General features: G+C 61.3%; 22 protein-coding genes and 1 pseudogene. 5 read left to right on the plus strand and 18 right to left on the minus strand.

What is annotated here, in order from left to right; all coding sequences use genetic code 11:
• Positions 1-490 precede the first annotated feature (490 nt).
• The 4 genes from HOV91_RS28485 to HOV91_RS28500 all read right to left on the minus strand — a co-directional run bounded on the left by HOV91_RS28485 (position 491) and on the right by HOV91_RS28500 (position 6,972).
• Positions 491-1,252 carry a DUF3800 domain-containing protein gene (locus HOV91_RS28485; RefSeq protein ID WP_174188450.1) on the minus strand — a complete coding sequence of 254 codons (762 nt, stop codon included), beginning with the start codon at positions 1,250-1,252 and terminating at the stop codon, positions 491-493.
• A 786-nt stretch (positions 1,253-2,038) separates the two neighbouring features.
• Entirely contained in the window at positions 2,039-4,597 is a 2,559-nt protein-coding gene (locus tag HOV91_RS28490; RefSeq protein ID WP_174188451.1) for an SIR2 family protein, read from the minus strand.
• Positions 4,598-4,627: 30 nt separating this feature from the next.
• The gene (locus HOV91_RS28495; protein WP_174188452.1) at positions 4,628-5,242 is read right to left on the minus strand and encodes an HD domain-containing protein; all 615 of its coding nucleotides are present in this window, start codon (positions 5,240-5,242) and stop codon (positions 4,628-4,630) included.
• Between the two features lie 53 nt (positions 5,243-5,295).
• On the minus strand, positions 5,296-6,972 hold the full coding sequence (locus HOV91_RS28500; RefSeq protein WP_174188453.1) for a B12-binding domain-containing radical SAM protein: 1,677 nt from the start codon (positions 6,970-6,972) through the stop codon (positions 5,296-5,298).
• A 344-nt stretch (positions 6,973-7,316) separates the two neighbouring features.
• On the opposite strand from HOV91_RS28500, the gene HOV91_RS28505 reads away from it, so the two are divergent.
• From HOV91_RS28505 to HOV91_RS28520, 4 genes are all read left to right on the plus strand, one after another.
• Complete coding sequence (locus HOV91_RS28505; RefSeq protein ID WP_174188454.1) at positions 7,317-8,741, plus strand: SIR2 family protein; 1,425 nt, start codon at positions 7,317-7,319, stop codon at positions 8,739-8,741.
• 233 nt (positions 8,742-8,974) lie between these two features.
• On the plus strand, positions 8,975-9,661 hold the full coding sequence (locus tag HOV91_RS28510) for a DNA-processing protein DprA (protein ID WP_312884801.1): 687 nt from the start codon (positions 8,975-8,977) through the stop codon (positions 9,659-9,661).
• Complete coding sequence (locus HOV91_RS39565) at positions 9,658-10,428, plus strand: ComF family protein (protein ID WP_217441261.1); 771 nt, start codon at positions 9,658-9,660, stop codon at positions 10,426-10,428. The genes HOV91_RS28510 and HOV91_RS39565 overlap by 4 nt, the downstream gene beginning before the upstream one ends.
• Positions 10,429-10,586: 158 nt before the next feature.
• Positions 10,587-11,165, plus strand: coding sequence for a primase 1D-like protein (locus HOV91_RS28520; RefSeq protein WP_174188456.1), 579 nt, complete (start codon positions 10,587-10,589; stop codon positions 11,163-11,165).
• Positions 11,166-11,195: 30 nt separating this feature from the next.
• On the opposite strand, the gene HOV91_RS28525 is transcribed toward HOV91_RS28520, so the two are convergent.
• From HOV91_RS28525 to HOV91_RS28545, 6 genes and pseudogenes are all read right to left on the minus strand, one after another.
• A complete protein-coding gene (locus tag HOV91_RS28525) occupies positions 11,196-11,909 on the minus strand; it encodes a hypothetical protein (RefSeq protein WP_174188457.1) in 714 nt (237 codons plus the stop codon).
• A 365-nt stretch (positions 11,910-12,274) separates the two neighbouring features.
• A pseudogene (locus tag HOV91_RS40175) lies at positions 12,275-12,565 on the minus strand (IS3 family transposase); the annotation flags it as partial.
• 238 nt (positions 12,566-12,803) lie between these two features.
• The gene (locus tag HOV91_RS28530; RefSeq protein ID WP_174188458.1) at positions 12,804-13,322 is read right to left on the minus strand and encodes a hypothetical protein; all 519 of its coding nucleotides are present in this window, start codon (positions 13,320-13,322) and stop codon (positions 12,804-12,806) included.
• Positions 13,323-13,524: 202 nt separating this feature from the next.
• Positions 13,525-15,165 (minus strand): DNA cytosine methyltransferase, encoded by a 1,641-nt coding sequence (locus HOV91_RS28535; protein WP_174188459.1) that lies wholly within the window; start codon positions 15,163-15,165, stop codon positions 13,525-13,527.
• Positions 15,166-15,326: 161 nt separating this feature from the next.
• Positions 15,327-16,334, minus strand: coding sequence for a DNA adenine methylase (locus HOV91_RS28540; protein WP_312884802.1), 1,008 nt, complete (start codon positions 16,332-16,334; stop codon positions 15,327-15,329).
• Positions 16,327-17,040, minus strand: coding sequence for a hypothetical protein (locus HOV91_RS28545; protein WP_174188460.1), 714 nt, complete (start codon positions 17,038-17,040; stop codon positions 16,327-16,329). The genes HOV91_RS28540 and HOV91_RS28545 overlap by 8 nt, the downstream gene beginning before the upstream one ends.
• Before the next feature lie 2,083 nt (positions 17,041-19,123).
• Between HOV91_RS28545 and HOV91_RS28550 the strand changes: the two genes are divergently transcribed.
• Positions 19,124-19,339: a hypothetical protein gene (locus tag HOV91_RS28550; protein ID WP_174188461.1), complete on the plus strand. Its 216-nt coding sequence runs from the start codon at positions 19,124-19,126 to the stop codon at positions 19,337-19,339.
• A 586-nt stretch (positions 19,340-19,925) separates the two neighbouring features.
• On the opposite strand, the gene HOV91_RS28555 is transcribed toward HOV91_RS28550, so the two are convergent.
• Genes HOV91_RS28555 through HOV91_RS28590 form a run of 8 tightly spaced genes read right to left on the minus strand, consistent with a single transcriptional unit; the run spans position 19,926 to position 25,622 of the window.
• The gene (locus tag HOV91_RS28555; protein WP_174188462.1) at positions 19,926-20,885 is read right to left on the minus strand and encodes a sigma-70 region 4 domain-containing protein; all 960 of its coding nucleotides are present in this window, start codon (positions 20,883-20,885) and stop codon (positions 19,926-19,928) included.
• 41 nt (positions 20,886-20,926) lie between these two features.
• Entirely contained in the window at positions 20,927-21,271 is a 345-nt protein-coding gene (locus HOV91_RS28560) for a hypothetical protein (RefSeq protein WP_174188463.1), read from the minus strand.
• A gap of 30 nt (positions 21,272-21,301) precedes the next feature.
• Positions 21,302-22,312, minus strand: coding sequence for a toprim domain-containing protein (locus tag HOV91_RS28565; RefSeq protein ID WP_174188464.1), 1,011 nt, complete (start codon positions 22,310-22,312; stop codon positions 21,302-21,304).
• A 2-nt stretch (positions 22,313-22,314) separates the two neighbouring features.
• Positions 22,315-22,656, minus strand: a complete 342-nt coding sequence (locus tag HOV91_RS28570; protein WP_174188465.1) for a hypothetical protein — start codon at positions 22,654-22,656, stop codon at positions 22,315-22,317.
• Positions 22,653-23,072 (minus strand): hypothetical protein, encoded by a 420-nt coding sequence (locus tag HOV91_RS28575; RefSeq protein WP_174188466.1) that lies wholly within the window; start codon positions 23,070-23,072, stop codon positions 22,653-22,655. Before HOV91_RS28575 ends, HOV91_RS28570 begins: the two co-directional genes overlap by 4 nt.
• On the minus strand, positions 23,072-24,577 hold the full coding sequence (locus HOV91_RS28580) for a GumC domain-containing protein (protein WP_174188467.1): 1,506 nt from the start codon (positions 24,575-24,577) through the stop codon (positions 23,072-23,074). Before HOV91_RS28580 ends, HOV91_RS28575 begins: the two co-directional genes overlap by 1 nt.
• 29 nt (positions 24,578-24,606) lie before the next feature.
• Positions 24,607-24,981 (minus strand): hypothetical protein, encoded by a 375-nt coding sequence (locus HOV91_RS28585; protein WP_174188468.1) that lies wholly within the window; start codon positions 24,979-24,981, stop codon positions 24,607-24,609.
• A gap of 23 nt (positions 24,982-25,004) precedes the next feature.
• Complete coding sequence (locus HOV91_RS28590) at positions 25,005-25,622, minus strand: hypothetical protein (protein WP_174188469.1); 618 nt, start codon at positions 25,620-25,622, stop codon at positions 25,005-25,007.
• Positions 25,623-25,655 lie beyond the last annotated feature (33 nt).

A 25,655-nucleotide genomic window follows, 5' to 3' on the forward strand; every position in this document is an offset into this window, starting at 1 on the left:
TCGCTAACCCGAAATACCGGAGACCTCACCCATACGCCAACGCGGCCAACAACTCCCACCGAAACACTGACACGCTGACACCACCACGCGGTGCCACCCCATCAACTCACTTCGAGACAGAACCTAGATCGAAACCTCTCCAGAAAAGCAAAACCCCCTGCTCAGAGGCGCTTTGTGGGGCGGGCGGGGCTCGAACCCGCGACCAATGGATTATGAGATCAATCACTCTCAGCACTGTGCTAACCAGCAAAGAAGCTGCATGTCAGAGGGCATTTCATCATAATCTATTGGTGTGCACACCTCCTGGAAGGAGGTCGCCAGATAACCCCGACACCCTCACCTTAATGCCAACGGATGGCGAAGTGCGGGCCGCCAGCTCCCCCAACTCCAACGCCACGTATGCGATACTGGTACCGCTGGCTGATCCGGCCACTTGGTCGGGGTAGGTCAGACGTCAAGGAAGGCGCCCGTGTGGCGCCTTCTCTTCTGTCTAGCGCGGCCATTTGTAGATGCCGTCCCGGCGCGCACTGACCTCTTGGATCTGAATGGCTGAGAGCCTTCTCCACATGGTGTCGTCGCAGATCTTCGTCGTCTTACCCTTCGCTGGGACCACGTTCCGCGAAGCCGCGTAGGCCACTAGATCGGCGAGCTGGATGAAGTAGCTGTGCTGCGAGTCCCGGCCGACGGAGTCCTCTACGAGCAAGCGGGCAGCCCCGTAACCTCCGCCTTGCCAGTTGTGGCGACGGAAGCGGCGAAGATGTTTTCTGACTCGATCTTCTTCGCCTTTGTCGTGCACGATCACGATAGGTTGTCCGGCGTCCGTTCGCTTGCGGAGGCGCGTGAACAGGTACTCCCAAGCCGTGTCGAACACATCGATGTCCGGTTTGTGGATCTCTGACTTGTGGATCGTGATTGCACACGCTCCGCTCGATATGCCTACCGCTGCGTCGATGTGACGCTGGTAGATGTCGCGGACCTGGCCGTCGCCGAGACCGAGGTCACTGTAGGTCTTCTTGATGCCCACGAGGTGGTTTGCTTTGACCTCCTGCCTCATGGGCAAGCCATAGGTATCCCGAAGGTTTCGGCGAAGATTGATGAGGTAATCGAGCGCATCAGTCCAGGTGTGCATCGGTATGAGGACGCATCCGAGGGTGTAGGTTTGCGACCCACCCCCGTCGACTGCCCCTGTGTCGCCCGTCTCGTCGATGTAGGCGAACTCCGCCGTGAGTAGCCGTTCTTGAACTGCGGTCATCCGACCGCCTTGCCGCGTATGACCACACGGTCGTCCCGCAACTGAACCCATGAAGCAACTTCCATGGATTCATCTTCCCTTAGCAACCGACTGAAGCCACGCGAAATCGACAGTGCAGCAGAGGTTCTCGGGATTGAAGACCGCCGGACTCCCTCGCGTGACTGAGTTGGCGATCTTGTCAGGCGGTCCAGTCGAGCAGCATCGATGCGGGGCCAGTACACCCGGCCGGGGAACTTGCTCGGCGCGGGGAAGGGGTTCGAGCGCCACTTGCCGTGTGAGAGGTAGGAGCTGATCGTCTCGGGTGGCAGGCCGGTGATGACGGAGGCCGGGGGAACCGCACGACTCCACGGTCGCCTACATCGAGGCGCACTACCTGGTCGACTGACCGTCCGTCTACACGGAAGGCCCGGCCCACGTTAACGGCGTGGCCTACCGCGGTCCGCCGTCACCGCGGACAGCGCGGCGGCTAATTGTGTTGTTCTCTCCCGCCATGGCATGCCGCCGAAGACCGGGACCGCGCAGGCTGAAGATCTCGCCAGTCAGGTGTTCGTCGGCTTCATGAGCCACAACCCACCAATCCGTCGCTACGGAATTCCCAGACGGACGACTCGAGAAGAGCCTGGTGTCGCGGGGCGTGGGCACCAACGAGTTCAATGCGCAGAGCGCAGAGGCGACGCAGGTCCACCACGTCGCCGACACGATTCGTCTTCGATTCGACCTGTCGAGATCGCGATGTTCGGCCTGTCACCGATGTCGTCGCTTCGGCCACGAACTCGTTTCAGTGAATTACACGTGCGACAGTGAAGTCAGCTGCCGGAAGATACTCCGCAATTCGGACACATCCGATCCATACTCGTATTCAACGCTATCAATCGAAGACGCAACCTGGTCCAATTCCTCGTCGCTCAATCCTTCACCTCTAGACCGACAAAAGGAGTATAGCGTGAACAGATCCCACCAGCGAAGTCGGATAGACCTGACATCACGCATACCTAAACGGTCGAACAGCGCCTTCCTGGTTCTGTTCCATGAACCTAGAAGATCCCGAGCAGAGTGCAATTCTCCTTTTAAGTCCCCAAAATAGACAAGCTGTACACTACGATTCATAAGTTCAGCATCCGCCGAATCGGCCAATTCCGCCATAAAAGCACGCCGTATATGCACGTCCCCGTGAAGTATCGCACCCAAGGCGGCAGACCTTCGAAGCAATGCATCGTTTTCACTGCGAAACACATTTATCAGCATTTCCGGGCACCGAGCAAGCTCAAGCCTTCCCATGTAATATAGAATGTGTTCCTTGACCCGTTTATCGTCGGTTATCCCATACTTTTGCCCTAGCAACTCGGCGATAGCATGTCGTTTATCCTCGTCAAGAGCAGAAACCATCTCCCTTACGAATGAATTAACATCGTCATTAGCGGCTACCGCAAGAGCAGCGCTCTTAGCGGGATCCACGAAAGAATTGAACAACGCGCCAGCGACCAGCCATTCCATAAATGTTTCATGAACGAAAGAGCTGATGATCAATTGCGAACCGATTCGCTCATATTTCAACAGCGACAAGAGAACACTCTGACGATTGCTTTTGCCTGCCGTAACGGCAATATTAGCTTCTACGTCTGGGTTCTGCCGCTGGCGATACATTTCTAGAGCGAACGCAGAGTGACGAGAAGTGATCCATTCACGATCCTGCGGCCGCACGTTTAGACGATGCATCTCGCGATCGACAAAGAAATGGTAGAAGCTTGAGTAAAGCTCATTTCTGTTCCTCGGCGGGGGATCGCGACGCCAACTCGGATTTGCAGCCAAATATACCGCCAGCGTTAAGTTGAGTGGAACACGCAACAATTGCGAAAAAGAAGTAGCGGAGTCTTGCCAGTGCCACACGGCCTCCGACGCCAATCTCGCAGCGTCCGACCGCGCGGCAAATACGGCGAGGAAGCTTTCTATGTCCGTGGGATCGAGAGGCTGAATCTCAAGCACTTCGTCGCAATCTGAAAACTCAGCAGTCAGCACCGTCTCACGATTGAAGAAGTCACTCCTGCAAGACATCCAAATGGTCGTACATTCAACATCAGAAAGATAGCGACATAAGGCATCTTGTTCTTCTTGGCCGAGTTCGTCAAGCCCATCCAGAAACAACCCTGTGGTGCCATCAGCTGGCCAATCGCAATTCTTGATGCGCTGCGCGTCTAGGAATGAAAACTTACGTCCCGATAAATGGTAGGCAAGCGCTTCGCCGCGCAGCAGAGTTGACTTCCCGCCGCCGGGAGATCCGATAACGCAAAACTTTCCCGAGCCCAAACCAGATTGAATTCGACGCCATTCTGAGTATCGGACTTCCACTTCGGGCAGCCGACGCATCGTACGTACCCTCATATCGACCAACAGATCCGGGAAAAACTCCCGTAACGTGGGAGCCGCCGGACCCAGGCCGATTAGAAGCGGAGAATTGAGGATCTCTCTATCGGAGTCTTGAGTCTTAGATTGAGAGCGACGAGACCGAGAACGGGGCGCACGAGGACGAGCACGCGCCCGATTCAATGACTCTAGAAATCGCGGCAAGTCGGAGTATTCCGACCCATAACTTACAGTGCGAATGTGGCTTGTGCCAGGAGGAAGCTTGTCTTGTTCCCGAGCCAACCGCACATGCAAAACACCCGTATCTCTGAAGTGAGTTTCTAAGTATCTGTACAAGCTAGAGAAGTTTGGATCCTCAAGCCCTTCGCCGACGCCGATAAGCAGTAGCTTCGACTTAATTGCGACGGCTCGCTCTACTGCTACACTTTGCTCGGTAGCGAGAAGCCGGCCGTACGAGGCACTACCAAGGATTACTGATTCTGGTTCGGTCCAGACACCATGTAGATGCGCTATGCCCATCCTTGGGGTACCAATTGAGCCGATTAGCGACTTACTCTTCCATGAAATGGGGGCGATCCCTCCGCGGGAGCTCAAAAGCGTATCATAATTCGTGGTAGCCACGGGCACGTTCAACGACAGAATCGCATCGACCAGACTGAAGTCGGAATTCTCGGCCAGTGTCGAAAACGCCTCGTGAAGAAAACGAGTCCACTGGCCCGCATCTTCCAAGCCGCGCTGCAGCTTGTCAGCTGCCGATATTAAATCTCCACCTTGAATATCAGCCCTTGCCCGGTCGATACCATTGGATCCTGGCAGGCTAATTCCGTTGCTAAGACACCAATCCACCCCGTATGTGATCAATCCTGCCCATCCTGCACGGGGGTTTCCTTTCGTGGTGTATAGAGAAACCCCCGCGCCACAGACTACTACGAGTTGCTTTTCTTCGATCGCTTGTCGAAGCATTTCCACGATAGCATCTGACAAGTCAAACTCCTAGCTAGGAAGGTACACCTGCTAATCTTCACGCCGCCGATACCCGATCTTCCAGTACGGCTTGTCGCCCAAATAGCCATCCAGCCGTGTTCCTATTACTTCGGCGATTTTAGTAGCCATCTCAACTCCGTAATCGGGATAATTCTTGACATCGTCCCGATACTCCGTGATATCGCCGTTTCCTTCTTTAGCATACATTAGCGCAGCGAATATAATCTGGAGCTCTTCGGCAGCTTCCGCTATCCGCGCCTCTGGAGTCTGCCTAGCATGAAATTCTTCGAGAATGGAGACGATTATGTCAGATACGCCATCGAATAAATCGTTTGCTATGTCGCGTTCAGCCTTGCCTTTCGCGCCCTTTACGTAAGGAGCGGCGCGGCGAGGCAAATCGGTCAGTCTAGCTTCACCGATCTCATGAAACAACAGCATAGTCAGCACTTTCCCAATGTCCACGGATTCGGGAGCGTGCTGGGCCAGCAATACTGCCCACATTGCAGCCTCAAAGCAGTGGTCAGCGACGCTTTCTGGGTTGCTCACGCCGGCCATGACCCAGCCCGCTCGCTGCAATCGTGTGAGGTTATGCGCTTCGGTCATGAACTCAAGCAAGCGGTCGCCCTGGGAGTCATCGTTCGGCATGGAATTCCTTTCGTCAATTTGTCTAAGCAATGGGATGTTAACTAGATATAGGGCTAGTCCGATAATACCAGGAGTTGATTAGCGCTCGCGATTGTAGCTTTTAACATTGGATTCGCATCAGAATCAGACAACGATCCCGTTAGCGAGACAAAACTCTTCGCGAGCTCCGTTGTCAGCTTCCAGCCGAGTTCCTGATAGCGACTAGCGTCGGATACAGCCGCCACGCGCAGTGCTTTGAGAAGATCGGTGCGATAGACCTCAAGCAATGATCGAACCTCGGGACTGCATTCTCCCAAAAGTGCTCCGCCATCAAAACGCGTCAAACCTTTGACCCCGTATACGAATTGATGCGTAGTTTCATTCAGAGATCGGACATGCTCAACCAGCAATCCGACCTCGCTATTTAGATACTCATACTGATATGAAAGCGTATTGTAATCCAACTGTTCAGAGTGCAGCTTCCTCTTATGCCGACGCTCAGCCTTCTTCAAAATAGTAAGGTATCGCGAATCTACTTGAAGTCTCAGTTCGGAGGTTGGCCCCGAAACGTATCTTGCAAGATCGTTAAGCAACAAAAACTCAACGTTTTCTGCTAGTTCGGACATTTCACAAAGTGGGTCGAACATTATGAAACCCACTTCGAGCATCGTCTCGGCTTCCAGCACTGCGCGGCTAGCCGCCACTGCTTCTTCGCGCGTGTGTCCTTTGTGGTACCGACGCAACTGACTTGGACTTCCCGACTCAATCCCAAGAAAAACCTTGTTAAGGCCGAGCTCTTTGAGAGTTGCCAGGACTCGGTACCTTCGTTCAGCAGTCTTCTCGTCATCATGCTGATTCGATATAGAGCGAATAGTCGCGCTGATGTCGAACTTAAAGTCCCGCTGCACAGATCGAAAGAGTGCACTGAGTTCATCGGTAAAATATTCGACCTCTTCGAGAGGTCCACCAAGAAAGTCTTCGTCGGCGAACGTAAATTTTGACACACCTAACCGTGCTAACTGTTCGATATCTGCTGCAAGCCGACGAATTGGCAATCTCCGATATTCCCAGGACCTCCCCTGCACGTCTGTCAGTCCTCGCAAGCAGAATGAGCATGCTGCCCAAGAGCACGCCCGTGAACTTTCCACGAATATCTGCGCGCCACTTTTCAGGATGCTTCCAATATGCGCGCGGTACGGCACGGGAATCAAATTTGGCGATGCTATCTGACGCGGTGCTGTCAGGATCTTGGTTCCATCCGACTGTATCGTGTTTGGAACATTGATAAAATCCCGGTACTGAGTCCAGCGCTCAACAATATCAGCGGCAGTAACTTCTCCCTCACCAACTACGACTATTATCCTTGGATCAATGTTCAACAATATGCGTTCGCGCAGGTACGTCGGCAATGCTCCGCCGACCAGCACCAGTCCTCCCGAGTCGATTGTTGACTGAATAGTTGACTTACAATCCTGAAGCATGCTGTACGTACCATAGGGTACCGAGATCATCAACACGTTCGGATTTTCCCGACGAATGGCGGCTCTTATCGCTTCCATATCGTCGACACCTACGGCAACAAGATCTAGAACATACAGACTTTCAACCGCGCCCCCGAGACGTTGGACTATCGACCCAGCAACTACGGAAAGACCGTGCGTTTCACCGATCGCCGGATAGTTGCGCGAGTAGAGCGCGATAGCAAGCAGGCGCGCGCGACGGTCGCGCACCTTTTGTCCGTTATTATTCATTTTTCCACGCTGTCCTCCCCGGGGTCGGCGGTAGTTCGCCGCCGAGTGGATACTATACGGAAGTCTTCTAGTCCGCGAGGAAATCGGACGAGACTGTACTGCACCCACACCCTATTGGCCACAAACGTTAGCTAGCCTTATCATTTTCGCCTCCCTGTGGCCAGCATGAGGCGGTCAGTTCTTGGTTAGGTTAAGCTGGCCAGCCGCCGACTGTGCCGAGCAGGGCCGAAAACAAGGAGACCGCTCGGAATATTTTCTGCTTTAGCCTCCTTCTTGCAGTAGGAGGCGACGAGCGGTAGACAGATCACCCAAAGGGTTGGTGATGGGAGTGGTGGGAGTCTGTCGTGGATCAGTACGACCTGGTAAACAATTTCGGCGAGGCTGTCTCGGCGGGGAATGGCGCCTTGTTCGTCGGTGCGGGTTTGTCCGTCGGTGCGGGGTTGCCGACATGGACACAACTGCTGAAACCCCTGCAAGAGAAAGCTAATGTTCCTGACCACCACGACTACCCGTTGATCGCAGAGTACATCGCCAACGACAAGAAGAACGTCGGTCGGGAGGCGCTGTGCGAACACATCCTCGAACTGATCGCGAAGCCAACGACACCAACCCGGGGACATCGTCTTCTCACCCAGGTTCCCCTCAAGGAAATATGGACCACCAACTACGATGAACTCATCGAGAAGGCCTGCGATGACGATACCTTCGTTGCAGTGACCGATGATGACATCCGAACAATCGGCACCAATAACCGGACGATCATTAAGATGCACGGCAGCGTGAAAACGGACGGTGGCAGCCCGATTTGGGCGGAGCCCCCCGTCATCACACGAAGCGACTACGAGCAGTACGAGTTCCGCCGCCCGCGGACGTGGGCCCTGCTGAGAGCAGCGTACGTTAGCAGGACTTTCCTCTTCCTTGGCTTCAGCTTCACGGATCCCAACATCGAAGTCCTACTTCGTCTTGCTCGCCAGCATGCTCTGTCTGTGACCGACCGACACTTGACTGTTTTGAAGCGACCGCCGGCGGGCCCTGAGCGCATCTTGCACAGTCTTCGGATGAAAGACCTTGAGTCAAGCGGAGTAAAAGTTTGCGAGATTGACGAATATGACGAACTTCAGCGCATTATCCAGGCGCTCGTCCGTAGAACGCGGCCTCAGCGGCTGTTCATCTCGGGTAGCGGCGGTGCTGACGAGCACGGGCTATCTCGTCCAGACCCCGAGATCCGGCCTTGGTGCGAGAAGATTGCCGCCGAGTTGGCAAGCAGAAGTCAGTGGGAGCTGACCTCGCTGGGTGGCCCGGCTGGCTGGAACATTACCCGAGACGTGGCAAATATCCGCCGATCGGAGCAGAACTATAGCCCGGAGAAATTGACTTTCTACTTCCGCCAAAAATCCGAACCACCACCCGAAATGCAGGAGCGCGTCGGCACGTCGGTCTACACCGACCTGCCCAGAGAGCGGTTGGTCGGCACGCTGCTCGACGAATGTCGGGCGATTCTGGTGATCGGCGGCGGGGATCGGACAGCGGAAGAGATTCAATGGGCGCGTGAGCGCGGCGTTGGCGTTGTCCCCCTCGCCGCATCCGGTGGGGCCGCTCATCGGGACTGGTGGGACCACCACGACAACCCTCCGGAGCTCGGCGGACGAACTGTGTCGCAAAGAGATTGGGAGTTGCTCGACGACGCGAGCGTGATCGTCGCCGCACGCGCCGCCGTCAGACTTTTGGAGCAAGCGATGTATGAACCGAACCGACCTGGGCAACGTTGAGCCGCGCGACTGATATGTCAGGCCCCTCCCATACAGTTCCTGTTGTGGACACATCCTCTCTACACGTAGTCGGCACAGTGATGGCGTCACTTGAGTTGCTCCCTGCGGAGCCTAGCGATCTGGCTGGCATCTTGCGCGACCCTGATCAGCGGAGCATGCTCCTCGATCGGACTCCCACTACATTGGCGTCCCCGCTGACGCGATACCTGTGCGAGACGATCGAATCTGAGAGAGTGACAACCTGGTCCAAGCAGTTGCAGAGGCTGTGCGAAAGAACTCCGGTACGGGCAGCGCTGATCGGATCGACATCCTATCCGCAGCGGCTAGCTGAATGTTGGGACGCGCCGCCTCTCCTGTTCACCTGTGGAAAACAAAGTGAGGGCGCCCATGTCGCGATCGTCGGCAGTCGCGCCGCGAGTCCCGACATCGTCGCGGACGCCAGAGAGCTTGCCGTCGACCTGGCCTCAGCGGGGATCACGGTCGTGTCTGGGCTGGCGGCCGGTATCGATACTGCGGCGCACCAGGGAGCTTTGGCCGCACACGGGAATACCATCGCTGTGATGGGGACCGGGATCGAGACGGTGTATCCAAAGCAAAACGAGGACCTGGCTAAGACCATTGCGACAAAGGGCATGCTCGTGTCGCAGTTCGCCCCGCGTGCACCCCGAACCAGCACCACCTTCCTCAAACGCAACTGCGTCATCGCCGGCATGTCGGATGTCAGCATCATTATGGATGGGCGTGCCCGCAGTGGAAGCCGTCATGAACTAGAACAAGCGATTAATTACGGACGAAAAGCACTGATGTGGGAACCGGCACTAGCACAAGAAGATTGGGCACAGGACTTTAGCCAACGAGGGCTAGCAACCTTTATATCGTCAGCTGCTGAGATACACTGGACTCTCGCGGACGTTCGATGATTGTCGGGGCAAATATCGAGTCAATCGCCAGTTTGTCCGACACGCTGGTCTCCGAGCTGGTGGCGCCGCCACCAGCCGAGGTTGGTGTCTGCCCGCGATGCAGGACCTGGACTAACGTGTACGACGGCGCGGAGTGCGAGAATTGCGATGAAATCGCAGAGGCATTGGGAGTTTCTGCAGTTTCGCTGAGTGTCGTGTCTCTCTACTCCAAACCATCGTTGTTGCGAGACTGGCTCACCCGTTACAAGGGGCGCGTCGACGACTCCGAGCCCTTCATCGAGTCCTATGTTCCAATCGTCCGAGCTCTCCTGGGAAGGTTCTTCATCGAGCATGGTCAGGCTATGTGGGCACTGTCCAACGGGTTGGACGGTGTAGTTGTTGTGCCTTCCACCGACCGGGCCGGCCCTCACCCACTTGAGGAGATACTCCGCTCCCTCGAACTGAGTCTTCCCATGTTGCCGATCTTACGAAGAGGCTCCGGCGATTTGCGGTTCAGGCATCCGTCCCCCGAAGGCTACAGCGTCACCGGCCAATCCCGCGAGGAGCGGCGACTGCTATTGGTAGACGATGTGTATACCACTGGGGCCAGGATTAACAGCGCAGCGTATGCCTTGAGTCAGGCCGGCTACGTCGTGTGCTCCGCCGTGGTGATCGCACGGAGGATCAATCCTGATTACTGCCCCCCTGCACTGGAATTCTGGAATCGCCAGCGTGCTAGCCCATTCGATTGGGCGACGAGCCCTGTTGTGGTAGGGGCCACCACATGAGTTGGCAACTTCCAACGTGGCGCGAAGGTCGTGGGCAGAGTCTGAGTGACACTCTGCCGATAGTGCTTTCATCTGCTTATGTCACTTCAGTGCTTTTGGAGTTCGCTGTACGGAAGTCATCGCTTCGAGGGGGAGACATCTCCGAGGAAGCACGAACATTGACCGGCGCCGCACGCAGCGAATACGTGGACCGCGGCTTCGGATTTTGGGATTTCTTGCTCTCTAGGGCTGTCGAAGCATCCACACCTACCCGGATAGCGCTGTGGCGGCGCGCGATCAGCCATGAAGAGCCGCTACAGCAACGGGAGGAGCTGGGTAGCAGCGCCTTCCTGCAGCGACTGGGTAGTTCGGCATACGACGGCCTTGATTCTCGCCAGATCGTCTCTCTCACCTCATGGGTTCGAGTCCAAGGCAGCGAAATACCGTTGCATCTGCCGATGTTGGATTTCGCATTGTCGGCCTCTCCGCACAACGATACAGTCGTGGTCGAGATGCTCGACGAACTCAGGCTGCGCGGTAATCTTTACCGTTCGGGACGTAGTTATCACTTCATTGGAGCCACCCCTGTCGCCTCGACCGCTCTCACGTCGATCCTCGCGAGGGCGCAGTTGCTTGGGCCACTCGTGGACCATCGTTGGATATCCCACCAGTTGATCAATGGCTACTGTGCGCTGCGAATTTCGACAGACACGACCCGCAATACTCACAATCACGCGCTTGTTGCAACCACAGAGTAGCTGCGCGGTAGCGTCTGTGACCAGCAGCGGCTACTCAAGCGATGCGAGCAAATTGTTAGTCAGCCAACCTAAGACGGGCTCGGCCGGGTATCCCGAGGAAGTGACGAATACGTCGTTACATTCGCTCACCCGTTGCATCTGATCTCGAGCTTCGCCGGCGGTGGCTGTAATTGAGACGAAGCCGATTGCCTCGGCGAACCGCTTATTCTCAACGTTGGCCAACAGTTCTTCGAGCGTTGCGCGTCCATAGTCCTCGGGCGTCACCGTGCGCGCGTAAGAGTCTAGCAACGACTTGTGGACAACATACTTCACTGCCCCTTTGTCGTCGAGGATAGGCACCCGCTTCTTGCCTGTAATGGCGATGATGGAGGCGATGGACTCAAGCGGAATGGCCCCCGTGGACTCGCTCCCCGTAGACGAACGAACGATCATCTGTTCGCGACGAATCATCACATCGGACACCAGATCGTCCTTCTTGTACCCGCCCGAGAGACGCAAAGTCGACTGTGTTGCCGCCTCAAAGTTCTCGCGCGCAAAGTAAAATGCGAGGACGGTGCCGACCCATGTTCCGAACAGTGGCAACACAGCCGAGAACACCAGCTGCGACACTCGGGCTCTGTCGTCAGAGGCGGCCATGATCACGACAAGGGCCGATAAGGCACTGATTGCCGCGAGGCTGAGACCCACCACCCATGCAGCCAGTTTCGCTCTGAACGTCGTTTCCCTGCTGTGCCGCAGTTGCACGGTTCCTGACTCTCCTTACATCTTCGAGGTCGCAGTCGCCCTCTACGGTGCTGTAGGTCGCTGGGCTACAGCGATTTCCGCGCAGTTACATGGTTTATTAGGTGCAACATGTAGTGAAAGACTCTACAGCTCAGTGACTCTCATGCCCGCCTGGTTTCCTTGCATCAGCTCACGTGCCGAACTCGTACCCCACTGGTGCAAGGAAATCATCGATCAGCTGGATGAGAGCAACGCCTGACCTTCATCGGCTCTTCTGCTCGCCGGAAGGAACCCCAGTAGTTGTAGACTGCCCGCTGCTCGGCGCGCGCGATCCGATCGCCACCGTGGGCGTATGGGACTGCTGCACGGATAGGCGACAGTTTCGGTCAGGCAGCCTGAGTGGCTGCTGTGGTCATGATTGCTTCGTATTCAAGCGGGGTCAATCTGCCGAGCCTGGCTTGGTGTCGGCGGCGGAGGTAAGTCCGTTCGATCCAGCTCACGACCGCGATCCTGAGCTCACCACGCGTGACCCAAGGCCGACGGTCGAGGACGTTCTTCTGCAGCAGGGCGAAGAACTATTCCATCGCGGTGTTGTCACCGCAGGTACCGATCCGTTCCATCGAGCCGACCATCTCGTGAGCACCCAAGGCGCGGAAGAACTTCCGGGACCGAAACTGATCCGCGGTCGCTGTGAACGATGCAGCCGGCGACCTGGTCACCAGCCGCGCCGCGCCTGGTCGCGGCGGAGCCAGGGCATCGACCGCCAAGCGGGCCTTCATCCGTGAGTCGATCGAGTAGCCCACGATCCGGTGGCTCTCGATTGCGAGCGAGCCGCACGACGTCGTCGCGGAACTCCTTGGGATAGGGCTTGGGCACGGTGTCCATCCTTCCAGCAGTGCCCTACGACACCACAGATCAGATGTCACCAACTCGTGCAGCAGTCCCACTCTCGTCCGCAGTGGAGGTTCGGCCCGTGGTCCCTGAGTGTTCCGCACGGCGCCTGCGGTCTTTGCTCGGGTCCATCGCGCGGCCGATGCCGCGGCGGCGGTTCAGGACGTCTACTACGTCGCGCGTTCGGTACATCCGGCGTTTGCCGCGGTCCTCGTGATCGGCGTGCTGATCCAGGACCGTCCGGTACTGGGTGATGGTCTTGCCGTCTACGCCGAGCAGGCGCGCTATCGCTCCTAGGGTGCGGAACTCGTCGGGATCGGTGGGCATCGCGTACTCGGCTGGTCGGTGCTCGGTCTGCCACTGCTCCAGCCAGGCATCCAGCTCGTCAGCGTCGTACTCCTCGTGACGACGGCCAGAACCGACGCGTGGTCGGTACTGCTTGTGCGCGGGGAAGTCCTCGCGAGTGGCCCAGTGATTGCGGACGCTGACCGGGCTCAAATCGTGCAGCTTCGCCCATTCCGCGAGCGTGACCAACGTTCCCATCCACACATTGTGGCCGCACGAGCATACGGCGCCGCGGCAGCCTACTGACGTGCTCATGGCGGCCGTGTCTCCTCCCTGCGCCGGCGGTGCGGCGCTACCCTGGCCTGTGCCCTTTCCTTCGTGGGTGGGGCCGTCGGGCGGCCGGTATGTCCGGCCGTGACCCTTGCGGGACCACGGTTTACCGGCCGCCCTCCAGCTCATCTCAGGCGCTCCAGCGGTCGATGTCCTCTCCCGTGATCGCCTCGACCAGCGCCGAAATCAGGATTTCCGCGACCGGCGGGGTGACGGCGTTGCCGTACTGGCGCACCTGCTCACGTTTGTTGCCCAGCACCGCGTAACCGGTGGTGAACGCCATCGCCCGGCCGATCTCGTGCGGCTGCAACATCCGGAACCGAACATCCTCAATCGCGGGCTGACGGATCGCCTCGACCAGCGCGAACCGATCGCGAGTCGACACCGCGCCCGTCGGCCGGTTCACCGGCCGCGCCGCGCCCGTCCCGTAGTAGGGCAGCAACATCGAATCCCACACGTGCTGCGGCACACCGTGCGGCATGACCAGGCCGTGATGGTTGCCGCTCGCGGTGACCGTGGCCAACGCGTCGCTGACCGGGCGAGCGTCGCTGCTACCACCACGCAACTCCGCGACGAACGGCAGGAACGCAACGGCGGTCTCCGCGCGGGTGGTCTGGGTGCGCAGCGGCACGGTCGCGAGCTGCGCCTCCTTGCCCTCGCGGCCCTCCATCGGCACAACCAGCGCGTGGTTGGAGCCGTCGGCGACGATCGTCGCCAGCTGCTCATGCACACCGATCGTGCGCGGCCGGTCCGACCGCAGCAACGCCAGGAACGGCTGCGGGATCATCAGACCGTCGTTCTCGCGAGTGGTGCGGGCAGACAACGGCACCGTGACCGGCGCGGCCTGATCACGCCAGGTACCACCAGCGGGAACCATCATCGGCACCGGAACCGCGTAACGAGTCAACCCGACTTGTATCCGCTGCATCGTCTTCTCCGCCAGCGGGCGGGCCCGATCGCCGATCCGCTCCCCCTCGAGACTCCAGTCGATCGCGGCGGCCGCCGGAAGCGCGGGCGGCTCCACCACCGAGTTCCGGCACGAGACGCGCGGGCACCGGTAGACGTACTGCTGGCGGTAGCGGCCCATGTCCTGGCCTTCGGTCTTGAACACCTGGATCGCCGAGATCCATTCCTCGCACGTCGAGCAGTAGGCCATCGGGCGAAGCCACTTGTTCCAGTCCGGCTCACGCTTGAGCGAGACATCCCAGTACGCGACATACAGCCGGTCGCGGGACTGCGGCGCGACCGGAGTCCGCACCGACTGCGCGTGCATGCTGTTGAGCGCGATCACGCGCACGCGGTAGCCCAACCCGCGAATCTCGTTCAGCCAGCGGTCCCACTGATCCCATGCCCGAACCTCTACGACGTTCTCGACCACTCCGGCGCGGACCTTGCCGCCGCGCTCGATCACCCCGCGCAGATACATCGGCACTTCCTCCATCAACGCGCGGGACCGGTCGGCCTCCTCATCGCGCGGGGTGTCGAACAAATCGGCCTGCATCGTGTTGTGGAAGTCGCGGGCCTTGCCGCGCGCCGAGGACCACTGCGGGCACTCCGGCGACGCCCAGAACAGATCAGCGACCGGCCACTTCTCCACCGGGGCCTCCCGGATATCGCCCAGGTGGTGATCGGTGTCGGGGAAGTTCGCGGCATGGGTCTCGATCGCCCGCGCCCAATGATTCGCCGCGCGAGTGACCCGCACACCGGGCACAGAGTGCGCGCCCTGGCTCGATCCGCCTGCACCGCAGAACCAGTCCATCAAGTCGAGCATTTGTTGCATCCCTTCGGATTTCGTGGGTGGGAACGAAGCGCGATGCGGTGTCCGGCCACCTCGAACTTCTACACAACAGTCTACCCGTTTCTAGTCAATAATTGACCCGATTTATTTGAGGCCCACGCATCAACTCGTTGTGGTGGCGAAGGGCTGAGTCGTCAGTCTGTCGCGGATTTCGAGGCTCGGTGAGCGCGGGTGCGGCAGGCGCCCGAGCAGAATCGACGCGGTCGGCCGGTCGCGGGCTGCCTGACCGGCAGTCCACATCCTGGTGCGGGACAGCGAGTTTCGTTACACACCGTGTTCTTCGCGCCGTTCCCGGTGGGGGTTTCGTTACAGATCTCGAGGTGTCCGGGATCGGTGTCCAGGGGTCGGTTGGACCAGAGGACTTCGGTTCGTGCTGCCCAGCGTCCGCCTTGGCTGGTGCCGGTTTGGTGGGTGTATCGGTGCCAGGTGGCGTACAGGTCGTTGTCGTAGAGGTCGCTGGGGTAGCCCGACAGCACGACTGTGGCGCGGCAGGCGTGCAGCGCGGCCGCGAGTTCGCGGTGTGCTGCGGGGCTGGTCATCTCGTGGCGGTAGTTGCGGTCGCGGGTTTCGCCCAGGTAGGGCGGGTCGACGTACAGCAGGGTCGCCTGGTGGCGTCCGTAGGTGGTGATGACGTCTAGCGCGGGCCGGGATTCCAGCGAGACCGCGGAGAGTCGTTCGGCCGCGGGCATCATCCTGTCGAGGTATCCGGCGAGGTAGCGGGGCATCGAGGAATTGGAGCCTGCTGGGTCGACGTAGTGGCGCCACCCGGTCTTGCGCATGGTGCCGGTGCGGCCCTGGCTGATGCGCACCCATACCCGGCGGGCCCGCTCCAAGTCATCCAGCGCGGACAGGTCGCCGTGCGAGCCCTCGTGCTCGGTCCGGGCGTGCGGGGTAAGCGCGCACACCCGCGCCAACTCGGTCGGGTGGTCGCGCAGCATCCGCCAGAACACCATCAGATCACCATCAAGGTCGTTGACCGTCTCCATCCGCGCCGCGGGCTTGGCCAGCAACACCGCCAGCGATCCCGCGAACGGCTCCACATAGTGATCGTGGGCGGGCAGCATCCCGACAATCCACTGCGCCACGGTCGTCTTCCCGCCGTAGTAGGCCATCGGCGGCCGCAACCTCGCCTGCCTACCCACGACCGGCCTCCCCGGCAGCGGACAGGTCGACGTGGAACGGGTCCTGGCAGACACCGCACAGAATCGGACCGGCGTCGATCGTGCGTTTGAACGCGCGCATCCGCCGCGGCGGGTCACATCGGCAGACCAACGCGCACCCACCGCGTGGCGCGCGCTGCTCACCGGTGCCCTCGCCGGTGTCGTCTTCGTTCTGGTCGCCGGCGCCGGCGCCGGCTGTCTGCCCTGTCTCGTGGAGACGGTGCGCGACCAATGCCGCAGCCAGGGTCCGGAGTTCGCCGCGATATGCGTTGCTGGTGGCTTCCGCGAGGGCGGTGGTCGCCCACCCGCGTCCGGGGGTGCGTTCGACCGTGAGGCCGATTTCCTCGGCGATCTGCTTGTAGCGGCCGTTGTGGTAGGCACCCGCGCGGCTGGTGTCCTTGACCGCTCGGGTGCGGGCGATCCCGTGAGCGGCATAGTGCAGGACCGTGCCGAGCACCTCTGCCGCGCCGGCGGCGAAGCCTTCGCAGCCCACGAACAGTTCCGGCATCAACTCGGTCCCGTGTTCCCACCGATCCGGCCCGAACCGGCCCAGCCGCACACCGCCACTGCGGCCGGTGGAGCCAGCGGCCATCGTCACGACCACATCAGGTGTGTCGGGGTGGCGGACCTGAATTGCCGCCCACACGGTTTCGAGAGCCTCCATCAACGGGCTGCCGATCTTCTTCAACGCACGCGCCTCCCTCCCGGATTCCTCGCGCCGAGCGATTGACCCGCATCGGCCGAAGGGGATTGATCCATTCGCATCAACGCTAGGGATCGCTTCCGACCGAAAACTCCTGCCGTACAACGCGTAATCGCAGATCAACACGCATCAGACACTGATGAGGTGCGGTGTTTCTGTGGGAGAACTTGACGCTGGCGACCATGCCAGCTCGCAGACCACGTCTCTCGTTTGATGCGAACGAATCAACCCGCCGCGATGTCCGCCCCGCCCCCTCCTCTTGTGGTCCATCCCCCGCACGGCAACGTGCTGCACACGCGCCACGCAACCCGCCCCGTCGGTGAACTCGCGTGCCCTGCACCGCCGCCTACGCTCTCGACTCCCGTACAGCACTGAGCGCGCCCTTGCGCGCGAACACGCCACCGCTGGTGGCGCAGCTCTAGACGCAACTTCCGCACCTGACGTAACCACCCACCCAACCCTCCTTTTGTGGTCCTCCCTCCTCTTGTGGTCCCCCTCCTTTCTGGTCCTTCCCTTGCTTTTGTGTTTTGTGTTGTCTCCTGCCCTGCCCGGCCGACACTCTCTATGAACAGCGAAGCCATAGAGAGTGTCGGCCGGGCAGGGCAGGAGACGGCGCAAAACACCCCAGGTCAACCGCCAGTTTGACCTGGGCATGCCGGGACACTGCCGGGACTTGAAAATCCCGGCGTAGTCCCGGCGTAGTCCCGGCAGAATCCCGGCACTGTCCCGGCAGTCATGGACCTCCACACCACGCCGCGGCAGCGGCCGAAGCCTCGCGCCCGGGGCTCCGATAGTGGCACTCGCGACCGCCAACCTTGCGATCTGCTCACCTGGCCTACGCACTGACGTTCGATCTACCTGGGACAACACTCAGAAAACTCCTATGTAGGAGATCGCCAGATTGAGAACGCAATATTGCGAACGCAACTTCATAAGGGAAACCCGCTGGTAGATCGAGGAACCGTGCGTTCGCACAAGCGACTTCGATCATGGAAATCCGCGTTCGCCGCAGATACACTCGTCACGCGGCTGCGCCCCCAGGGCTCGGCCACACCCGTCTGGACAGGCGCCAATCGACCAGTTCAGCCGAAGCTAACGGCGGCTTACACGTCAGCCGACTTCCTGCTTCGCTGACGGCCCCCGGTTGACGACGGCGAGAGCCCCCATGCGCGAGCACAACGGTTCTCAACTCCCGCCAGCCTGGTCATGCGTAGAAGCCTGTATCGCTGGAACGCCGCCGAAGGGGGACAGGATCAAGGAAGTGAGCTGGAGTAGGTGCAATGACCAAGCCTCTGGTCATCGTTTCCGACCCAAGTTCGTAGAGACTCGCCACCCGAGCCGCATCGCCGTAACACCGATATGGGTCGAGGGTGGAGCTATGTCGGCCCACGAGCGCTTACTCGCGTACGGACGGGGCCACACGACAGGACATCGGCACACACCCGAAGCACCTAATCTGCCGTCACAAGCAGCAACTCCTCGAACCTATGGAGGCGGGGGCGCGGTACGTCGAATCCGAGCCGCTTGCGTTTCAAATCCCCCCGGGTTCAGATGCAGAAAAAAGGAGCGATGTCAAGAGGTTGAAACGGCAACATGCATTATTGCTGGTATCCAGAACGGGCGAATCGCTTCGCTGGCAATTTGAAATCACGTGATAGCAACTTCACCATTGACGGCAACATAGCCGAAGTTGTGTACACGCCTGACCCCATGTACATAACCCTGTCGTGATTGGCACACGGTGCCAAAAATCGGAAAGGCTTCCCACCGATAAGTGACCCACATCACAGTAAATTCCGGAACCTTCTCCGGAGCTTCTACCGGGCCTGCACTGCAGGTTTCCGCAGTTCGAGCCGCCGCGATGATTGCGTACCCTCACAACAGACACATGGCCCGTGTGCGGATAACATATGGCCGGGTGGTAATCGGACCGTTACTTTGACAGCCGGTACGGTAACCCCTGCCCAAACTTCAAGGCCGTCTGGATCGAGGATGCGCCAGGGTGTCTCAGAAACCTCCTGGCGCATGCCCGGTCTATACGACCGAATTTCCAAACAGAAGGATGGGCATGGAAGAGAGCAAGAAGTACAGCGAAGAGCCCCGCAACGGGGTTGAGAAGCGAAAGGAGGACTCAGCTAAAGGGGAAACCCCGGCCGCCAACGATGACACGACAACGGCCGAGGTCTCCTTTCGGATCCGACTGACCATCTCGACGAAGACCATGATCTTCATCGGATCAGGGGCAGGCCTCGCGATCGTAGAGATCATGAGGAACCACCTCTAACAACTGAACAGAGTCATCAACGAGCCGCCGGGCCTCACCCCGGCGGCTCGCTTCTTCTGTCCATGTACCAGCCGGACAGTAGCCAGGGTGTCACGCTCCGATGATGAAATCAACTCCGACCTGCGTATTTCACCTCATAAGTTAATGACGATACGCATGCCGAGAGCGTGAACCCACGCTGGCCTGCACGGAGCAGCTCAATCCGCGCAGGCTCGTAATCTATCTCACAGCGCGCTGGATGTAACCGTTCTGACCCATGTGATCTATACGAATCTTCAAGCAATCTAATGTAATTCGTATCAGCTATCTCACCCGAGGTTGCCCCCACTTGGGAGAACACCCCTGACGGCGTACGAGACGGGACCGCCCAGTTCGCGAAACAGCCGGGGTGAGGATGGCTCAAACTGATTCGAACTTCGCCCTCGTCTGGCCCGCTTGCCACGGCAAGTTTGCTGCCGTCACAGGTGACGAAACAACGACAGCCACGCCACCTCCGCCCTAAGCCGCAAGAGGAGTTGGCCCCCGCTCGGCAGCGGAGGCCACTAGTTCGACTCGATCAACCGGAAGCGGTCAGTCCCACCACCATCTAAGGAGTCTTGCGAACGATCCCATCCGCAGCAGAACTCGTGAACTTATTGGCTGCTGTCAGAGTGCGAGTAACTGTGGACGAGCTGACCTCGACCTGCTCGGCGATGCGCGCGTGCGACCAGCCCTCCTCATGCCGCAACCGCAAGATCGCAGCGACCGTTTCAGGGTCTCGGCGCCCGGCCGGGTCGGCGCTGCACACGCGCCGCGCAACCGTCACCCACCGGTCGCTGCGCTCCGGTGCAATGCTGCACGCACCATGCGCAGGAGCTTCGATCTCGCTCTGCTGCGCACTGGCCAGCTCTGGAGTGGCCCGGTGGGCGGTTAGTTCGGTGGAGGTCGAGCGGGTCTCGGTGTGGATCTCATGCACCGAGACGGTGCGTACTGGTTCCGGCTGATGCGCTGGTTCCGGGTCGGGGCGCACGGGCGGTGCGGTGTGGTGCTCACGGCCGATCATGTGCGCCAGCGCAGCGCCCATGCCCAGTACAGCGACCGGCAGGCAGGCCACGAGGACGGTGACCGGCCATGGCGCGGAGGTGACGCCGGCGGCTTTCATCAGGTGGTAGGCGACCTGCCCGACGGCGCCGAGGGTAAGGCTGCCGAAGGCTGACCACTTCGCGTAGCTGCGGGTTCGGTCTGAACGGATTCGCCCCGACAGCCACACATACAGTGCGTAGGAGGCGTAGGTCTCCATCCCGATCGGCAGCGTGATCGCCGAATTGATCTCGAATTCGTCGGCAATGCCGGGCAACGGGCGCACCGGCCCGAACCCGGTCAGCTGCCCGAGCCCGACCCAGCCGGACCAGATCGCCACGAACGCGGGCAACGCGAGCAGTAGCACCGGCCATGCCCGCAGTCGGTTGCCGGTGGCGTGTGCACTGGGTTGTGCATCCGTTGGTGCGCTGCGGTGCGCAGCGTCGTTGCTGCGCACCGCTTCCGCACCGGTCACGTTCTCGGTCATGATTCAGGGTTCTCCTCTCTGGTGTGATCGGTGCGGAGGATTCACCGGCTGCGACGTCGGTCGCTGTCGCGGTGACGTTCCTCGGGGTCGCCGGTGTCGGTGAACAGGTCGGTCACGCTGCGCTGCTCGGCGGCGAGTTGGTCGAGCACGCCGTACTCGATGCGGAAATCGGGATGCTGGCCCAGTTCGGTGCGGTGCGCGTCGAGGAAGCTGTAATAGGCGATCTCCGCGGCGACCTCCTGGCGCTCGAGGTCGGGCAACGGGCTGGTGTCGGACCAGTCCGGATAGACCAGGTCCGGGTTGTTCGCAGCAGTGGTGGCGGCGATCATGGCGCGCCCCAGATCGCTGGCACGCTGGTAAATCTCGCCCGGGTCTGCGTTGGTCATGTCGGTTGTTTCCCTTCGTTTGCAGTCGTTTCAGCGGGTGCGGCTCCGGCTCATGGCCGGGGTCCGAATTCGCTCCTGCTGCTGTGGCCTGTCCAGGTGCGGGACCGGTTCGAGGTCGGTCAGGTCGTAGCCGGCGTCGAAGTGATCCGATAGGTCCTTGCCGGAGCGGGCCTGGAGCACGCGAACCTCGCCGACGCGGTCGGTCAGGCTGTCGGCGACTTTGGCGGCGTGCTGGTAGCCGGGGCGGTCGCGGTCGGCGACCACGATCACTCGCCCCGCGCCGGCTAGCCAGCGGGCGTGCTCCGAGGTCCAGGACCCGGCGCCCATCGCGTTGCAGGTCGCGATCAACCCGGCCTGGTTGGCACGCTGCACGTCCTTCTCGCCCTCGCAGACGAAGATCTCCCGCCCGGTGTCCAGGGCTTCGCGGATGTCGGGGAGTTTCCATGGGATCGGCGCGAAACCCTCTTTCACCCATTCGGTTCCGGTCCAGTGGGCCTGCCAGAAGCTTTTGGCGTGCCCGTGCTCGTGCGGGGTGTGCACCCGGGTCACCGCGCCTTCGACGCGGCCGTCGGGCCACTTGTAGACGTAGGTGTCCACATTCTGTGGCCGCCCGATCTGCGCGCCTAGGTCCCGTTTCGCGGGTATCGGGAACCGTGCCGCAGCGATGGCCCGCTCCACCGGGGTCAGCGGTCGGCGTTCGGTGGCGCCGTACCGCTGACCGTGCACACCGGTGCTTGCCCGCCGGTTGGGGTCCCGTTCGGGCAGCCGGTCCCAAAGGTCGCGCACCCGCAGACCGATGCGGTCGAGTACGTCCTGGTCGTCGCAGCGTGCCCAGCAGCGCACCATCGTCTTGCCCTGCCGCGGGTCATACCGCACGCCCAGGCTGGGGTTGTGGTGGTGGCCGTCGCCCTCGTGCACCGGGCACAGGTAGTTCGTCCACTGTTGCGGCTCCCGCGGCCACCTGGCCGGACCCACCCGGCGAATCAACGCCGCGGTAACGACCTCGTACGAACGGCCCTGCTGCGGTCCGGGTTCGGTCATCGTCACCGCCCCCGTTCGACTTGGGGCCGCTGGGCGGCGGTGAGGATGCGGGCCTGCTCGATACTGCGCCGCTGCACTCCGTCCAACCGGTCGGCGCCCGGCGAGGCGAGCATCCGCCGCATGGTGCTGGGTGAACGCGACCACATGTCGTGCACGTCGTTCAGGTACTTCCACTGCCCGGGATGGGGGCCGTTGCGCCAACCCTGGTCGATCGCCTGCGACTGGGCGTACAGGCTGTGGATCTCGGCTTCACCGACGCCCGGCCGGTCCCGCAGTCGGGACAGTCGGTCGACTTCGGTGAAGGCTTCGCGCATCGCTTCTTCGTACTCGATGTGCATGCTCACCGCCCCCGCTGGATCTGTCTGCGGCCGGATGGGGGTGTGGACTGCTGGGAGGTGGCGCGGTCGATGTAGTGGCGGGCGGCGTCGCGGACTTTCTCGCTGTTTCGACCGGCCAGTTGCCCGGCCTGGCGCAGACTGCGGTGCTGAAGGTCGGTGACCCCTTCGCCCCTGTTGTGGTCGATGTTGTCGAGGAACCGGAACATGATGTCGGGCGCCTGCCGCCAGTCCTCGTAGGCGTCCGACAGGTAGCTCCAGTGCTCGGCGTGCGGACCTTCGCCCCACCGCTGATCGGTCTCGCGGCGCTGCGCGACGATGCGGTCGAGTTCGGCATCGGTAGTGCCCGGCCGGTACATGTCCTCACCCAGCTGCGTGTATCGGGCGAAATCGGTGCGCATCGCTTCTTCGTGCTCGCGCTGCATCACCGGCTCCTCTCGATACCGTTGCGGCCGTTGCCGTTTCGGTCCGGCTGCGGCCAGGACTGGGTATCCGGCCCGGCCTGCTCGTGGCCATTTCCGGTGAGGTCGCGCAGGTAGCTGGCGCGCTTGCCCACCGGACCGGTGTCGCCGGACTGCCGACCCGGATCCGCTGGCGGCGTTGCGGCGCCGGTGTCGTTGCTGCGCTGGCGGTTGCCGTAGCGCTCATGCTCGGGCGTGGACTGCACGAGTTTGCGCACCGCTTCGTCGCGTTCCTGTTTGAGCTGGTCACGCTCGGTAGTGAGCTGCTCGACACCCGGCCGGTCCCGCAACTCGCCGATCTCGGCGGCGAGGCGCAGGTTGCGGTTCTTCAACGCCTCGATGTGCCCCTCGGCCGAATCGAGTTTGCGGCGGATCTGGTCGCGGTCGGCGGTGACCGAATCCAGGCCGCGTTGCAGCATCCCGACCCGGCTTTCGAGCCGGTCCCGGTCGGCGGCCATGTCGTTCAACTGGCGCTCCACCTGTGCCAGCCGGTCAACGCCGGCGGTTTCGGGCGGGCGTTCGCGGTCGGTGTTCTCGCGCTGCCGGGGGGCCTGCTCGGCCTGCTCATGGTGCACCTGCCCGGACAGCGTCCGCTCCCGCAGCACAGCCTCGCGGGTTGCGAGCTGGTCGGCGACGGTTTCGGGGCGGCCGTAGTCGACGTACTGCTTCGCGGCGTTGAGGGTGTCGCGGGTCTCGATCTGCAAGGTGGTGCCGTCCGACCACGACGTGCCGCTGATGTTGCGCTGCAACCAGCTGGTGGCGGTGTGCTCGGTGGCGAACGAGCGAGATTCGGTGAGCTTCCCGCCGTCCGGATCGGACCACGTCATCTGCGCGGTGTAGCGGTGACGGTGGGCCTGGGCGGCGTCGATCCGGGCGAGCAACGACTCCTCGGCGTTGGCTCGACGCGCGGCGTCCAAGCCGTGCTGCCACTGCTGCCGTTCGCGATCGGCGCCACGGTTGATGCTGGCGCTCTCGCGGGCCACTCGGGCGCGGTAGTGCAAGGCTTCCAGGCCCTTGACCTTGTGGGCGCGGGCGAACAGGTTGCCGGTCTTGTACTGCGGGAACACCGTCGCGGCGTCCAAACCGTCCAGGGCGATGCCCTGCTCGGTGTGGTTCAGGTGCTCGTTACCGATGAAGCCGCGCGCGAGTCGATCGCGGTGCTCGGCCAGCGCGTGAGCGTCGCGGGCGCGCCGCTCGTGGTCCACGCTTGGGTCGTTCGCGCGGGCGGCGACCGTTTGGACGTGCACGCGGTAGCGGTCGACGGCCTGAGTGGTCCAGGTCAGTTGATGCTTACGCAGCACCTCGGCCTCGCGGCGCTGCGCACGCAACGCCAGACTGATCTGCTTGCGTACCTTCCGCCGCTCCAACCAGTTCGTGGCTTGGGCGTGCAACCGGAGCATGTGAGTGAGGGAGTGGCCGAATTTGCGGGCCTCGGCGAGCAATTCGTCTTCGACACTGCGGTCGGACATGGTGATGAATTCCTTTCGTGGAGTGAGGGCTATCGGGAGCGGTCGGAGCGCTGGCGGCGCTTGGCGGCGGTGAGGCGCTGCTCGCGCACCTCAGCGGCGGCGTCGGTGAGCTTGAGCCGGTTGGAGTAGCGGCGGGCGCCGGAGAGCGTGTCGGCGGTCGCGCCCAGGGCCGCGTCGGCGGCGACCAGCGCGGTGAGCACACGTTCGGTCGCCTGCTGCGGGTCGATCGGCTCACCGAGCGAATCGACCGCCATCGACTCGGGCGCACCCTGGAGTTCGCTGAACTGCCACTGCATCGTCAGCAGGTCACGGCGTACCCGCTCGATGCGCTCGGAGTACTCCCACAGCTGCCGGTCCAGCTCGCACGGAACCGGCAGGATCGGGTGTTTCGTGTTGTCGGACATGAGGATTCCTCTCACTGGTCGGGTTACAGGGACGGAGCCGCGGGGCTGGCGGGCTGGATTTCGGGACCGGGATCGGCGGTGTCGGGCTGGTCGCGGCGGTTGACCAGGCCGCGCACGATCGCGGCGATTGCGGTGGCGATGACGGCGATGGCGTGGCCGATGCCGCTGGTGACGGTGCTGAGGACGTCGGGGATGCTGGGGCGCAGGGCGGCGTTCCACCACAGGTAGGCCAGCCACGCTGTGCCGTACCCGGCCAGCGGGCCGGTGACGATCCAGGGCTGGCCCCAGGTGGCGAGCACGGTCGCGGTGACCACAACAGCGGAGCCGCCCGCCGCGCCTCGGGCTATCCGCCGCCGCGCCGCGCGTCCGGCCGCAGCGAACACCTCGGGGTCGAGTGGCTTGTCGTAGTCGGGGTCGGTGCCGGTGGTGTCGGTCTTGACCAGGTGCAGCGCGGGCCGTGGCTGCGGTGCGGACGGGGTGAAGTCCTGGGTGTCGGGTGGGGCGCAGGCCAGGACGTCGGCGAGGTAGTCCTCGATCTCTTCGGCGAGGATCTCGGCCTGATTCCGCTCACCGGCAGGTGTGCGTCGCTCGTCGGGGTCCTCGTTGTTGTTGTGGTCGTTGTTGTCGCGGATGATGCGCATAGGTGTTGCCTCTCAATCGGTTCGGTGGGATTG

The organism is Nocardia barduliensis (assembly GCF_013315795.1).
GTDB lineage: Bacteria > Actinomycetota > Actinomycetes > Mycobacteriales > Mycobacteriaceae > Nocardia > Nocardia barduliensis.

Coding starts and splice junctions, on each gene's coding strand:
- HOV91_RS39565 (WP_217441261.1), top strand. CDS start 9,658: ATGATTGTCGGGGCAAATATCGAGTCAATCGCCAGTTTGTCCGACACG.
- HOV91_RS28575 (WP_174188466.1), bottom strand. CDS start 23,072: ATGCAGCGCGAGCACGAAGAAGCGATGCGCACCGATTTCGCCCGATAC.
- HOV91_RS28565 (WP_174188464.1), bottom strand. CDS start 22,312: ATGACCGAACCCGGACCGCAGCAGGGCCGTTCGTACGAGGTCGTTACC.
- HOV91_RS28530 (WP_174188458.1), bottom strand. CDS start 13,322: ATGGGAACGTTGGTCACGCTCGCGGAATGGGCGAAGCTGCACGATTTG.
- HOV91_RS28590 (WP_174188469.1), bottom strand. CDS start 25,622: ATGCGCATCATCCGCGACAACAACGACCACAACAACAACGAGGACCCC.
- HOV91_RS28550 (WP_174188461.1), top strand. CDS start 19,124: ATGGAAGAGAGCAAGAAGTACAGCGAAGAGCCCCGCAACGGGGTTGAG.
- HOV91_RS28495 (WP_174188452.1), bottom strand. CDS start 5,242: ATGCCGAACGATGACTCCCAGGGCGACCGCTTGCTTGAGTTCATGACC.
- HOV91_RS28485 (WP_174188450.1), bottom strand. CDS start 1,252: ATGACCGCAGTTCAAGAACGGCTACTCACGGCGGAGTTCGCCTACATC.
- HOV91_RS28555 (WP_174188462.1), bottom strand. CDS start 20,885: ATGACCGAGAACGTGACCGGTGCGGAAGCGGTGCGCAGCAACGACGCT.
- HOV91_RS28535 (WP_174188459.1), bottom strand. CDS start 15,165: ATGCTCGACTTGATGGACTGGTTCTGCGGTGCAGGCGGATCGAGCCAG.
- HOV91_RS28585 (WP_174188468.1), bottom strand. CDS start 24,981: ATGTCCGACAACACGAAACACCCGATCCTGCCGGTTCCGTGCGAGCTG.
- HOV91_RS28560 (WP_174188463.1), bottom strand. CDS start 21,271: ATGACCAACGCAGACCCGGGCGAGATTTACCAGCGTGCCAGCGATCTG.
- HOV91_RS28500 (WP_174188453.1), bottom strand. CDS start 6,972: ATGAATAATAACGGACAAAAGGTGCGCGACCGTCGCGCGCGCCTGCTT.
- HOV91_RS28580 (WP_174188467.1), bottom strand. CDS start 24,577: ATGTCCGACCGCAGTGTCGAAGACGAATTGCTCGCCGAGGCCCGCAAA.